This window comes from Yoonia maritima (assembly GCF_003003285.1).
Classification (GTDB): Bacteria; Pseudomonadota; Alphaproteobacteria; order Rhodobacterales; family Rhodobacteraceae; genus Yoonia; species Yoonia maritima.
On the sequence record NZ_PVTP01000004.1, the window covers coordinates 292,251 to 306,086 of the forward strand.

Consider the following 13,836-nt stretch of genomic DNA (forward strand, 5'->3'; position numbering starts at 1 on the left):
GGTAGATTTCTTAACTACCCGGAAGTTCAAGAACGACCGTGCGTCCACGTTTCACGTAATTCAGGATGCCGTCGCCAATTGCGGTAACTTGTCCACCATCAAGGCTGCTACCAATTTCGACGTGTGTATAACGCCCATTACCAAGCCTCACGAGCGCGCGCGGCGAGTTTGGCCTGCCATAAATACCAATGAGGTTCAGGTCGCGTAGTCGAATGGCACCGTCTTGTGTTGCAGCGCGCGCGACGCCGCCGGGGACGGGGGCATAGTTTTGCGGCGCGACGGATGCCGCAGCCGGAGGCGGTGCCGCAGCAGCGACTGTTGGTTGTGATGCCTGTCTTTGACGTGCAGCCGCGACAACGCGATCAAAGTTGTTTGGGCGTGTTTCTGGGCGGCGTGATGTTGCGACTGCTTGGTCAGTCATTCCGATAAAGGGGTCCGTCGCGCTTTCGGCGATAACATCTTGCAGAATTGCCGTAATATCAGGTGTGCTCGGGTCCGGCGTTGGTGACAGCGTCACCAAACCATCTGGACGAGGCTGTGGCCGAACTACGTTTGGCAAAGACGACACGATCAAGTTGTCTGTTTCGGAGGTTAGCGTATCTAACCCAACACCACCTGGTGTGGGTGCTTGTGCAACTTCGGGTTCTTGTTCATCAGGGAGCACTGCATTCGCGGGGCGTAATGGTGGCACGATGTCTGGCCGGCCAAGAATGACAACAACGCCATCTGGTATACCAGAGACAAGCGCCATACGCTCCAGTTCGTCTTCTGATAACTCAGGCCGTTCACGTAGCGTCAAATCCGGCAAGCCAGCGTAGACCATTGCGCCTTCGGGGGTCAGTGTGCCTTCGGCGGTCGGAATAATATGCCCGTCGGCGTCTATCGCAAAAACAACATCCGGGGCGGGTGGGTTCACCGGGGCGATAAAGCTTAGGTCGGGCTCCATGCCATCGCGTGCGGGCAGGGATGGTTGCGCAGGATGATCGGGCGCGGACAGGCTGACAGGCAGATCAACAGCAGCCGTCGCTTCGACGCGTGGTGTATCGAAAAGCCGTGGTGCACGTTGCCAAACACCAGTCGCATCATAGGCAGTTTGGGCTTCGGCAGGGCTTAGGACCCGGCCAGATGTCGCAGGCAACGCAGTAAGCGGTGTTTCGGTCGGGACCGGCGGTGTTGTGGTGAATAGTGTCGGGGGAAGGTCAACGGTGCCGGCAAGTAGAGGATCAGGCACCGATGGCACGGTAAACGCGTTTAACTGGACGGGAATACTCGCATCGTTGTCGTCCGTAGCAAAAGACGGCATCTCAGTAATGCTTAGCTCTGACACTGTGGGGGCTATGTCCGACAGTGGAATTTGCGCGACGACCGTTTCGACGGGTTCTTCGGTGGTCGTATTTTCAATTGACGGCGTGACGACCACAGGGGCGATATCTGGTATTTCGATGGCGCCGGTTTCAACCGTTTGCGTCAATTCGGCGGAACCATCCATTTGCATCCACGCGAATAGCGCGATGGCTGCAACGCTTGCGGCAAGCCCGCCCGCGATGAACATCGGTTTTTTAGTGCTATTTGCTGCGATAGGCGTTGGCCGTGTTTTCGTCGCAGTCAGTCCGGCACCTTTGCGAGGTGTAGCCAATTTAGGCGCAGCGGCGCTTAAAACTGGCTTTTTCACTGCATTTGCATGATGTTCCGCAATGATCAGATTTAGGCCGCTGATGTCAGCAAGTATTGGATTATCAGCAACAACTGGCGCACGCGGAGCTATGATTTCAGCAGGTGCGTGGACAGTAGGCTTGGAGGTATGGACTTCGCGAACGATCCTGTCGATCCATATGGTTGTTTCGACAGTTGGTAGCGCAGGGGCCTCAACGGATTCCTCTGGTGCTGTTTCTATGGGCGGTGTTTCTTCGGCGATGATTGGGGCGAGCGCTGCGGCCAGATCAAACCCTTGGTTATCTTCCACGATCGCGTCGGGCAGCGGGTCCATGATCAGCAAGCGGGACTTAACGCGGGTGCCGACTTTCATGACCGGCAGTTGGTCACGTTCAACCGTAAACTCTGGGCCTAGGATGTCAGCCGCTACAGATGTCGCGCCAAAGAAGACTTCTTTTTGAAAGGTGAATGGCTCTGGAACGGCGACGAATGCAACGGGGTTGAACTGATGGGCGCTGGCAAAACTTTCTGCCTCTTGCAGAGTTTCGCGGGCGACGGCGGCGATATGCGTTCGACCGCCAGAGCGTTCATAGTCTACAACCAGATCGTCCAGATCATAAGGGGTGGCACCATCAAGTGCAGCATGGATGTCATCAAGGTTGGTCTGAGTGCTATCGATTGCCAGATATTTGATCTGATCCATCGGAATCACAAGTTTTGTACGTATCTCACTGGGGTCCAGTTTGGTCGCTTTTGCACGTAAATCGGCAAGAATAGCATCAAGGTTGTCGTCTTCGACATCCGCTGTGCCGACACGTTTCCAGCCACGTGCAACACGATGTAAAAGTTCAATGCCTTCGAAAGAAAGAGATAGCGCAAAATTTGTCGTCATGTGCCGTATCTAGCATATTGGTGTTACTGGCAAAACGCGTTTTGCCCCCGCATTAGAAGCCTATAGCAGAAAACCGCCCACGCCAAGGGCGCGGACGGGTTTGTGATGTGTCAGCTTGTCGCCGCCGAAAGCGCCTGATCTAGGTCCGCGATCAGGTCGTTCGCGTCCTCGATTCCGATGGACAGGCGCACGATGTTAGGGCCAGCGCCTGCGGCTTCTTGTTGTTCAGGGGACAGTTGTCGGTGCGTGGTACTGGCAGAGTGAATAATCAGGCTGCGCGTGTCGCCAAGGTTTGCCACATGACTAAAGATTTCCAGACTATCAACAAGTTTGACGCATGCGTCATACCCACCTTTGACGGCCACAGTGAACAGTGCGCCGGCACCTTTGGGGCAAATCTTTGGGACCAATCCAGCATAGGGTGATGATGCAAGCCCTGCATAAGTCACGTAATCGACACGCGGATCGGCCTCGAGCCATTTTGCGATGGTTTGGGCGTTTTGCACATGGCGGTCCATCCGAAGCGAAAGCGTTTCAATCCCCATCAGCGTATAATGGGCTGCTTGGGGGTTCATAGTCATGCCAAGGTCGCGCAATCCAACCGCGATCCCATGAAAGGTAAACGCGAGCGGGCCAAACGTCTCGGCGAATATTGTGCCATGATAGGCTGGCTCGGGTGCGGATAGGGACGGGAACTTGTCATTGGCAGACCAGTCAAATTTCCCGCTGTCCACGACACAGCCACCTGTGACGGTCCCGTTGCCAGTTAGGTATTTGGTTGTCGAATGCACGACCAACGTCGCGCCATGTTCGATGGGGCGGCACAGGTATGGGGTCGCTGATGTGTTGTCGACGATCAGCGGAACACCCGCGTCATCGGTAATCGCAGAAATTGCATCAAGATCAGAAATATGCCCGCCGGGGTTCGCAATCGTTTCGCAGAACACCGCACGCGTATCATCGTCAATAGCAGCCTTCACTGCGGCATGGTCATCAAAGTCAACGAATTTCGCCGACCATCCGAAACGTTTGATTGTCTGGCTGAACTGCGTAACCGTGCCGCCATAAAGGCGGCTGGATGCCACGATGTTACGCCCCGGCTGCATGAGCGGAAACAGCGCCATAATTTGCGCTGCATGGCCCGATGAACAACAAACGGCACCAGCACCGCCTTCTAATGTGGCAATGCGTTCCTGAAGTGCGGCCACTGTCGGATTGGTCAGGCGGGAATAAATATATCCCACTTCCTGCAGGTTAAACAAAGCCGCTGCATGCTCTGCGTCGCGGAACACATATGCAGTGGTCTGATAAATCGGAACTTGTCGTGCTCCGGTCGCGGTGTCGGGGCGGGCGCCCGCGTGAACTTGAAGCGTGTCGAACCCTAAATTGGGACCATCAGTCATTGTCTCTCTCCCTATGAAAATTCATATTGAAAAACTGTAGGTGGACTGATCGGTTCGCTCAATAGATATCAGATGAAGGATCGTACCAATGCTTGTTCCCTTTCACTTTGCTTTTCACGTGACCGATTTGGATATAGCGCGCGATTTCTATGGGAACGCGCTAGGTGCGACTGAAGGGCGATCAACTGAGACTTGGGTGGATTTTGATTTCTTCGGGCATCAGCTGAGCCTGCATTTGGGTGAGCCTTTTCCAAACGCCGCCACAGGCAAGGTCGGTGATCACATGGTGCCAATGCCGCATTTCGGTGTCGTTTTGCCTCTGGATGCATGGAATACTTTGGCCGGACGGCTTGAAGAACGGCAAACCGATTTCATCATCGCGCCATCCGTGCGGTTCAAAGGCGAACCCGGGGAGCAATGGACAATGTTCTTTCGCGACCCTTCTGGTAATCCAATGGAAATTAAAGGTTTTGCTGACGTAGGGGGCATTTTCGAAACCTAAATTCGGCCGGTCATTCGGTTGCGCGTTTAATGAAGGATGAAATGCGCCCAAAGGTTTTGGCCGGTCTTTCGCCGGGCGCAAGTTCGCAGTGCCCATGAATATGCCGGTCAGAGCGCAAGAGTTCGAAGCGATTTCCAAGCTTGCCAGCCATCATTTGAACGCCATCAATAGGTACACGCGTTTCTGTGGGGTTGTGAACCGCAAGGGAAAGAAGGTTACGGCCGGGGTCGACAAAGTCGGGGTAATTAAAGCTACCTGTCGCTGAAAACACGCCTTGGATGTCATGCTCTGGCAAACCAAGGTGTCGTGCGAGATAGGCGATGTTGAAAGCGGTGATGCCTCCGGCTGATGCGCCACCGACGACACGTTTGTCACCCCAGCCAAAGGTTGTCTGATTATCGCCGGCCCATTGCAGAAAACGAACGCCGTCTTCTAACGCAGCGAGCGATCTTTCCTGACAAAGCCCCGGACGCAAGAGTGTCGCCTGCGTAGATTTAATACGACCAATGTTATCTAACACGGTTTGTGATAGATCGCCTGCTGCCCCCGAAAGTCGGTATTGGACGGACGCAATAGCGATGCCTGCCATTGTTAGCCGTCGACCAAGTTTGCGAAACAGTTTGTGGTTGTGATCGCCAAACTTGAACGAACCTTGGTGAAACCAAACAAAAAGGGGCGGCGGAGTTTTTGGTGCTTTGGGTGAGAAAATTGAACAATGCAGCGTGACGGTATCTCCGTTGTGGCGCGCTGTGCCGAACGGGACATCATCATACCGTGTGAAATATGGTGTTTCTATGGTTGGGGGATATGGTGACATAGTCATGTCTTCCGCAATGTCCTGATTGTAAATTCGATTTTGTAAGCAGAATTATTAGCGCATCCAAAATCCAGCGGATTTGATCTTGTTGCGTAGTGATTTTTCAAACCGAGGCAAGTTGTTTTGGTCGAACATCGCGCGCACTTTGTGTCCGCGTCCTTGGTAGATCATGCGTTTGAACGGGTCGTATTGTTTTAGCAGCTTTTTGACCTTGTTGGGGGCCGCGATAGTTTCTAATGCTGTGATCGCGGCATCGTTTTCGCGGGCATAGAATAGTGGAAGTACCCGGTAGTGACAGGTAATGTCGCCGTCGAGACCATTAAGTTCTGGGCCGGGACGAGAACCGCCGAAAGAGTGGATCACCAGTGGTAGTACAATTTGGTCTAGCCATGGGTCCAAGGGCTGGATGACTAACTCTGTGGGTGGATTGTCCCGGACTGATGTTGCGTATTCGGTAAAGCGTTCGCCAAAGGCGACTGGGTCGGGCCCATAGAACCAGCCTGCGTTGAAGTACAAATACCGTTCCCAATATTCATCTGGCTGTGATGTATCGAGGCTGCTTTCGAAATCCAAACCAAAGCGGTCATACAGTGATTTCCAAATGGCCGTGTATCCAGGCCAGTACAATTCTTCCACGGGCCATGTGCCTTCTCGCTTCATTGAGGCGGCAGGCCGATCAAAGTCAAAGGGTAGGGCGCTAATGTCGCCTGTGATGATCGTGTCGGTGTCGAAGAAGATGAATGGTTCGCCGTCTGGCATCGCTTTGAGCGCTTCGATTTTGTTGCCGTAAGGGTAGGATGTGCCAAAATGTTCTGAGGAAAATGGCAAAATCTCAGCGCCAAGCGCCGTGAGCGCATCTTTTAGATCGCTCGGCATACGCGGGTCATCATCCCAGCGTGGGCCGGGTTGTGGTTCGGCGACGAAAAGCTTGCCCCGAAAATCAGGAGAGAAATGTCGCAGAGATGCCGCGAATAGGATCGCTTCATATGCGAGTCGGCCAGACTGGCCGATGATGACGATATTGAAGTTTTGATTCGGCATCATTGATGATCCACTCGCAGTTTCGGCACTCAACAAGTCCTATACTGTTGTCCTCTCATCACGCAACTAAATGCCAGTAGTTGGGTTTATACCTTTGGTTGAATTGGCGTATTTTGAATCAACTAAAATGTATGAATTCTATCACCTAAGATTCGCCTGAACGGTCGCAATGTGCTATTCTGCGGCTGCGATGAAATGTACGAATATTATGCTGCAGCTGCGAAGGTCATACTTTACGTTCATAAAATTTCGATTTTTGCGGTATTTGGCGACGTTTTGTATATCAACTTGTTAAAAACGTATAGGATGAGATCGCAATCATCCGTCAGTCTTAGAGAACGCGTTGCCAAAGCAACCCGTCGACTTTTTGGGAGGAAAATATGAATACTCTTCGTAACACTGCGCTGGGGCTAACCCTGGGCGTAGCCGGTGCCTCTGTGGCTTTTGCTGGCGAACTTACTATTGCGACAGTGAACAACGGTCACATGATTGAAATGCAGAAACTCACACCTGCATTCGAAGCTGCTAACCCCGGCGTTACCGTTAACTGGGTTACTTTGGACGAAGGCACACTGCGTAGCCGCGTCACAACAGACATCACCACAAAAGGTGGTCAGTTCGACGTTATGACAATCGGCATGTACGAAGCGCCGATCTGGGGCGAACGTGGCTGGCTGCAAGCGCTGGAATTCTCTGACGCATATGACGTTGACGATCTGCTGCCAGCGATGCGCAACGGCCTAAGCCATGACGGCACGCTTTATGCGGCACCGTTCTACGGCGAATCTTCGATGATCATGTACCGCAAAGACCTGCTGGACGCTGCTGGCATGGAAATGCCTGACAACCCAAGCTGGGGTCACATCCAAGACGCTGCTGCGGCAATGACTGACAAAGACAATGGCGTTTACGGCATCTGTCTGCGCGGCAAGCCGGGCTGGGGCGACAACATGGCGTTCTTGTCCACAATGGCGAACTCTTTCGGCGCACAGTGGTTCAACGAAGATTGGACACCTGCACTGGATAGCCCAGCATGGAACCACGCTGTAAACTTCTACGTTGACCTGCTCAACAACTACGGCCCTCCAGGTTCTTCTGGTAACTCGTTCAACGAAATCCTTGCCCTGATCAACGAAGGCAAATGCGGCATGTGGATCGATGCGACTATCGCAGCGTCCTTCGTGTCCAACCCTGAGCAGTCTCAGGTTGCTGACGTGATCGCATTCGCACAGTCGCCACAAGCGGTGACAACACGCGGTGCGAACTGGCTGTGGGCATGGGCATTGGCTGTACCAGCAGGTACAAACCAAGCTGAAGACGCACAGAAGTTCATCGAATGGGCGACTTCAAAAGAGTACATCGAGCTGGTTGCTGAAACCAACGGTTGGGGTGCTGTTCCAACAGGTACACGTCAGTCAACATACGACAACTCGAACTTCACAGACGCTGCTGTATTCGCAGAAGCTGAGCTGAAGGCGATCCTGTCAGCTGACCCTGAGAACTCTACACAGAACCCATCACCTTACACAGGCGTACAGTTCGCTGCGATCCCAGAGTTCCAAGCAATTGGTACGGCTGTTGGTCAGCAAATGACTGCTGCACTGGCTGGTGACATCACCGTAGAGGAAGCTCTTGAAGCTGCTCAAGAAGCTGCTGACCGCGAAATGCGCAAGGCTGGCTACTACTAAATTCCTCCCGATTTGGGGCGGCGCTGTTTTGCCGCCCCAAATTTTTTTCGATCAGCAGGAAATCCGGTCATGAACCCCACCCTTGTTAGATGGCTCCAAGCGCCAAGTATCATTGTCCTGTTTCTATGGATGATCGTACCGCTTTCGATGACAGTCTATTTTTCGACAATTCGCTATAACCTGCTCTACCCAGAGCGCACGGGTTTCATTGGCTTACAGAACTATGAGTTCTTTTGGACCGACCCGTCTTTCTTTCCGGCACTGCTGAATACGTTGATCCTTGTTGGGTCCGTTCTAGCGATTACTGTTATTTTGGGGCTAGCAATCTCTATCCTGATCGACCGCCCTTTTAAGGGCCGTGGCATCGTGCGGGTCATGCTGATTTCCCCATTCTTTATCATGCCCACCGTATCTGCGCTGATCTGGAAGAACATGTTGATGGACCCCAACAACGGGCTGTTTGCATTCTTTGCCAATGTCATCGGTGCGACCCCAGTTGAATGGCTGCAAGATATGCCGCTGGCGTCGATCATTGTGATGGTCAGCTGGCAGTGGACCCCGTTTGCGATTTTGATCTTCATGACGTCGCTGCAGTCCCAAGACCAAGAACAAAAAGAAGCCGCCACATTGGATGGCGCTGGTTTTTGGTCGCAGTTCCGTCACCTGACACTGCCGCATCTGGCGCGTCCGATCTCGATCGTGATCCTGATCCAGCTGATCTTTCACCTTGCGATTTTCGCCGAGATTTTTGTCACAACAAGTGGCGGACCCGGTGTGCAATCTACGAACCTGACCTACCTGATCTACATCCAATCCCAACAAGCGTTTGATGTGGGCGTGGCCTCTGCCGGTGGTGTCTTTGCAATTATCCTCGCCAATATCGTCGCGATCTTCTTGATCCGTGCGGTTGGCAAAACGCTGACGGTGTAAACATGACTGATAAACAACGCGAGCACCTTAAGAACCGTATTGCTGTCGTTTTCGCATGGATCGTCGCCTGTATCTTTTTCTTCCCGATCTTTTGGATGGTTCTCACCAGCTTTAAGACCGAGGCACAGGCAATTGCGATCCCGCCACAGCTGTTCTTTGAGCCAACATTGGAAAACTATACAGAAATCCAAGAGCGCACGAACTACAGCAAGTTTGCGATCAACTCGGTTATCACCGCATTTGGCGGCACGCTATTGGCCCTGCTAATCGCAATTCCTTCGGCTTATGCAATGGCGTTCAACACTGGCCGTTGGACCAAAGATATTCTGATGTGGATGCTGTCGACTAAGATGCTTCCTGCTGTTGGTGTGCTGATGCCGATCTACTTTTTGGCGCAAAAGACCGGGCTGTATGACACCAAAGGTCTGCTGGTCATTATCTATGCGCTGATGAACCTGCCAATCGTGATGTTGATCCTGTTCAACTACTTCCGCGAAATCCCCAAGGAAATCCTTGAGGCATCGCGCATGGACGGCACATCAACCTATAACGAAATCCGCCAGATTGTGATGCCATTGGCATGGGGTGGGATTGCGTCAACTGCGTTGCTGTCAATCATCCTTTGCTGGAATGAGGCATTCTGGTCTATCGTTTTGACAACAACTGACGCAACGACGCTGACATCATTTGTTGCATCATTCCAAGCACCTGAAGGTCTGTTCTGGGCCAAAGTGTCAGCTGTTTCGACGCTTGCCTGTGCACCTATCGTGGTCTTTGGCTGGCTTGCGCAAAAGCAACTGGTGCAAGGTCTGACATTCGGGGCGGTGAAGTAATGGCACTGAATGCTGCCCCTGTCGATCTGACTGGTAAGGTCTGTTTGGTGACTGGCGCTTGCGGAGGCATTGGTGCCGCCGCAGTCGCCCACTTTGCAGCGCTTGGCGCGACGGTCTACGCAACTGATGTGGCCGACAGCTTTGACGGCCCCGCGACATACAAACCGTTTGATCTTCTGTCTGATGACGGGTTGGCCGCTGCCCAAGAATGGATCAAATCCATTGCCCCGGACGTGTTGTTCAACAACGCGGCGATCTTTGACATGGGCGACGTGTTGACCGCTGATCTTGCGCAATACGATCGCCTGTTCGGGGTCAACGTGCGTGCATTTTATGCCGTTATGCAGGCAACAGCGCAGGCGATGGTGGCTGCGGGTAAACCCGGTTCGATCATCAATCTAGCCAGCCAAGCAGGACATCGTGGCGAAGCCTTGGTCGCGCATTATTGTGCGACCAAAGCAGCCGTTATCAGCTATACACAATCTGCGGCGCTGGCTTTGGCGCCACATAAGATCCGCGTAAATGCGATATCCCCGGGTGTGATCGACACACCGATGTGGAAGCACGTTGATAGCTTATTCGCTAAATTCGAAGGCAAAGAGCCCGGACAGAAAAAGCGCGAAGTCGGAGAGGCCGTTCCGCTAGGCTATATGGGGTCACCCGACGATGTTGCGCGCGTTGCTGTTTTCCTCGCGTGTGACCAATCATCCTATATGACCGCACAGACCATCGGCGTCGATGGCGGCAACGTGCTGAGGTAGCGCGATGTCGATTATCCAACCAGAGCTTGAGGTTCTAGAAAGTAGCCCAGACAGTCTGCGCTATCTAGAACACGGCTGGCCGGATCCGTTATGCCGCTGGCATTCGCATAAAGAATGCGAATTGCATCTGATCGTGGCAACCAATGGTCGTAGCTATGTTGGCGATTACATCGGTGACTTTGCACCGGGCGATTTGTTCCTGATCGGGCCACATCTGCCGCATAACTGGATCACAGACGAAGTCTGGACCGATCCGGTCGCGCAACGCGATATGGTCATCCAATTTGATCATGAAAAGATCGAAGGCCTAGTGAAGTCGTTCCCAGAGTTCGAACCATCGCAAAACCTGATTAAACGATCCCAATGCGGTATCAAATTCAGTGGCTATCCGCTGGATGATGCAATGGCACGTATGGCGTCGCTGCGCGATGGCACAGGGCCGCACCGCATTCTGGAGTTTTTCGATTTTCTAACGGTTCTGGCAGAACACCCAGACACAGAAACCATGTCGATCCAGAAAATCGACCATGCCAAACGCAGCAAACAACAGATCAAGATTTGCGATGTTGTTGACCACATCGTCCAGAATTTCTCGGATGAGATGTCGGTCGAAAGCGCTGCAAAAATGGCCGGCATGACTGAGGCTACGTTCCGCCGGAATTTTCAAGCCACCACAGGTCATCGGTTTGTTGAATTCGTGAATGGTGTGCGGATCGGACAGGCCTGCGGGATGCTTTATGCGACCGACGAACAAGTGGCTGCGATCTGCTACCAAGTTGGGTTCCAAAACCTTGCGAACTTTAACCGGCACTTTCTAAAAATGAAGGGCATGACGCCGTCTGCCTATCGGGACAAAGCCCGAAAAGATTTGATCCCTACAAAGGAAACCGCGTGATGACTCAATCCGCTATCGCCAACATCTTTGAGACGACTTACGACCGTGCGAATTGCGCGGTTGGTGTTGTGCATCTTGGGTTTGGCGCATTCCACCGCGCACACCAAGCCCAGTACATTGATGACTATATGCAAGAAACGGGCGATCTTGCTTGGGGCATTGCCGCCGTAAACCTGCGTGCGCCAGAAGCTGAAACATTTGCGCAATGCGCGACATGGGACAATGGTTATCTGCTGAAATCAACAACGCCAGAAGGTGTGGTTTCGCTGCGCCGGGTACGTAGCCACGTCGGCTTTGCCGATTGGTCAAAAGATGCGTCAGGCGCTGAAGCGCTGCTCGAGCAGCCTAGCGTGCACATGGTGACCATCACGGTCACCGAAAGCGGCTATTATACTGACCCGAAAGGCGCGTTGGACGCAAACGATGCAACCATCAAGGCCGAGGTTTCAGGCGGGGCGCAGACAACAGTCTATGCTTATCTGCAGGCCGCACTTTTGCGTCGGATGGCCGCGAGTGGTCAGCCGATTACAGTTTGTTGCTGCGATAACATCCGCCAAAACGGCAAAATGCTGAAAGCAAACTTTGCTGCTTATCTGGCGCTGACCGGGCAGGGTGATTTGGCCGCTTGGGTCGCGGAAAACGTCACGTTCCCTTGCTCAATGGTTGACCGGATTACGCCGCGTTCGACACCTGCGTTGACGACCGAACTATCTGAGACAACCGGCGAAATCGTTGTACAACCCATTGCGGCTGAAGCATTCGTTCAGTGGGTATTGCAGGACAATTTTGCGGGGCCAATGCCTGCGTTGGATAAGGTCGATGTTACGGTCACGGCGAATGTGGATCCTTATGAAGAAACTAAGATCCGCGTCCTGAATGGTGGCCATACCTGCCTGACCTATCTTGGGGCGTTGCATGGGATCGAAACCTTTGATCAGGCGATGCGTGTTCCAGAACTGTTCGACCATTTCTGGAATTACGAGACCCAAGAAGTGCTTCCGGCGCTAACGATTGAGCTACCTTTTTCGAAAGAGGCGTATCTTGATGACATCGCGGCACGGTTTAAGAACGAAGCCATTGCCGACACAGTCGCTCGTATCTGTGCCGACGGTGTGGCAAAGTTCCCGATCTTCATTCGTCCGACGCTGGAAGGGTGCCTAAAGCAAGGTATCATGCCGCATCATGGCATTCGCAGCATCGCAAGCTGGTACGTGTTTTCGCAACACGTTGTAGCAGGTCGCATTCCTTTTGATTATCTCGAACCAAGCTGGGACGCCTTGAAGTCCATGCTTGGCACGGATGATTTTATCACTTCTCAGCAGCTTTGGGGTGATCTTCCCACAGCCTTCCCCGCATTCGCCGACACATTGCGTGCGGCCATCAAAGACATGGAGCAATCATGGCCAGTTTGACAATTCGCGACGTACGCAAATCATATGGTCCAGTGCAGGTAATGCACGGGATCGACCTTGATATCGAAGACGGCGAATTCGTCGTATTCGTTGGACCGTCAGGTTGCGGTAAATCTACGCTGCTGCGGATGATTGCGGGCCTTGAAGATATAACAAGCGGTACGGTTGCAATCGACGATAACGTCGTGAACGAGGTTGCACCATCTAAGCGTGAAGTCGCGATGGTGTTCCAGACATATGCGCTTTATCCGCATATGACCGTTTATAAAAACATGGCGTTCGGTCTTCAGCAGATCAAAACACCCGAAGACGAAATTGATCGCCGCGTGAAAGCTGCCGCTGAGGTTTTGCAGATCACTGATTATCTGGACCGCAGCCCCCGTAACCTTTCGGGTGGTCAGCGTCAGCGTGTGGCCATCGGCCGTGCGATTGTACGCGATCCAAAGGTATTCTTGTTCGACGAACCATTGTCGAACCTTGATGCCGCCCTGCGTGTTCAGACCCGGTTTGAAATCTCAAAACTGCATGAACGTCTTGGGTCAACCATGATCTATGTGACTCACGATCAGGTCGAAGCGATGACGCTGGCCGATAAGATCGTGGTTCTACGCGATGGCCGTGTTGAACAAGTTGGGTCGCCAACCGATCTGTACGATCATCCTGATAACATGTTCGTTGCGCAGTTCATTGGTAGCCCAAAGATGAACTTTTTTGTGCCCGCCGAACTGGACGCTGGCGTAGGCGTACAAGTTGGTGCAGGCCAAGTTCTAGGCATCCGGCCAGAGCATCTGCTGCCCGCCACGGAAGGCGAGGGATGGCTTTCAGGTACCGTCGATCTAGTTGAAAACCTTGGCGAATACGTTCTGGTTCACTTGACCACGCGCGAAGGAAACTCTTTTGTCGCGAAGATGGAACGGACTGCGATCAAGAGCGGCACAACGCTGTCATTCAAAGCAGACCCAGCGATGACACATCGTTTTGACGAGGCATCAGGCGCTCGCGTCTAAAT

Annotated in this window: 12 protein-coding genes; 8 read left to right on the top strand and 4 right to left on the bottom strand. The window is 53.0% G+C overall.

What is annotated here, in order from left to right; genetic code table 11:
- Window positions 1-10 precede the first annotated feature (10 nt).
- On the bottom strand, window positions 11-2,545 hold the full coding sequence (locus CLV80_RS08085) for a hypothetical protein (RefSeq protein ID WP_106356743.1): 2,535 nt from the start codon (window positions 2,543-2,545) through the stop codon (window positions 11-13).
- Between the two features lie 110 nt (window positions 2,546-2,655).
- Window positions 2,656-3,948 (bottom strand): O-acetylhomoserine aminocarboxypropyltransferase/cysteine synthase family protein, encoded by a 1,293-nt coding sequence (locus CLV80_RS08090; protein WP_106356746.1) that lies wholly within the window; start codon window positions 3,946-3,948, stop codon window positions 2,656-2,658.
- A gap of 88 nt (window positions 3,949-4,036) precedes the next feature.
- Between CLV80_RS08090 and CLV80_RS08095 the strand changes: the two genes are divergently transcribed.
- A complete protein-coding gene (locus CLV80_RS08095; RefSeq protein WP_106356748.1) occupies window positions 4,037-4,450 on the top strand; it encodes a VOC family protein in 414 nt (137 codons plus the stop codon).
- Window positions 4,451-4,460: 10 nt separating this feature from the next.
- Here CLV80_RS08095 and CLV80_RS08100 read toward each other — a convergent pair whose 3' ends face one another.
- Both CLV80_RS08100 and CLV80_RS08105 read right to left on the bottom strand, forming a co-directional pair.
- The gene (locus tag CLV80_RS08100) at window positions 4,461-5,267 is read right to left on the bottom strand and encodes an alpha/beta hydrolase (RefSeq protein WP_106356750.1); all 807 of its coding nucleotides are present in this window, start codon (window positions 5,265-5,267) and stop codon (window positions 4,461-4,463) included.
- Window positions 5,268-5,321: 54 nt separating this feature from the next.
- Window positions 5,322-6,308, bottom strand: a complete 987-nt coding sequence (locus CLV80_RS08105) for a GT-B fold glycosyltransferase domain-containing protein (protein ID WP_106356960.1) — start codon at window positions 6,306-6,308, stop codon at window positions 5,322-5,324.
- A 380-nt stretch (window positions 6,309-6,688) separates the two neighbouring features.
- Between CLV80_RS08105 and CLV80_RS08110 the strand changes: the two genes are divergently transcribed.
- From CLV80_RS08110 to CLV80_RS08140, 7 genes are all read left to right on the top strand, one after another.
- Complete coding sequence (locus CLV80_RS08110) at window positions 6,689-7,996, top strand: ABC transporter substrate-binding protein (protein WP_106356752.1); 1,308 nt, start codon at window positions 6,689-6,691, stop codon at window positions 7,994-7,996.
- Between the two features lie 69 nt (window positions 7,997-8,065).
- Window positions 8,066-8,926: a carbohydrate ABC transporter permease gene (locus CLV80_RS08115; RefSeq protein WP_106356754.1), complete on the top strand. Its 861-nt coding sequence runs from the start codon at window positions 8,066-8,068 to the stop codon at window positions 8,924-8,926.
- Window positions 8,927-8,928: 2 nt separating this feature from the next.
- Complete coding sequence (locus tag CLV80_RS08120) at window positions 8,929-9,759, top strand: carbohydrate ABC transporter permease (RefSeq protein ID WP_106356756.1); 831 nt, start codon at window positions 8,929-8,931, stop codon at window positions 9,757-9,759.
- The gene (locus tag CLV80_RS08125) at window positions 9,759-10,520 is read left to right on the top strand and encodes an SDR family oxidoreductase (protein ID WP_106356758.1); all 762 of its coding nucleotides are present in this window, start codon (window positions 9,759-9,761) and stop codon (window positions 10,518-10,520) included. Before CLV80_RS08120 ends, CLV80_RS08125 begins: the two co-directional genes overlap by 1 nt.
- A 4-nt stretch (window positions 10,521-10,524) precedes the next feature.
- Complete coding sequence (locus CLV80_RS08130) at window positions 10,525-11,415, top strand: helix-turn-helix domain-containing protein (protein ID WP_106356760.1); 891 nt, start codon at window positions 10,525-10,527, stop codon at window positions 11,413-11,415.
- Entirely contained in the window at window positions 11,415-12,827 is a 1,413-nt protein-coding gene (locus CLV80_RS08135) for a mannitol dehydrogenase family protein (protein WP_106356763.1), read from the top strand. Before CLV80_RS08130 ends, CLV80_RS08135 begins: the two co-directional genes overlap by 1 nt.
- Complete coding sequence (locus CLV80_RS08140; RefSeq protein ID WP_106356766.1) at window positions 12,815-13,834, top strand: ABC transporter ATP-binding protein; 1,020 nt, start codon at window positions 12,815-12,817, stop codon at window positions 13,832-13,834. Before CLV80_RS08135 ends, CLV80_RS08140 begins: the two co-directional genes overlap by 13 nt.
- Window positions 13,835-13,836: the final 2 nt, after the last annotated feature.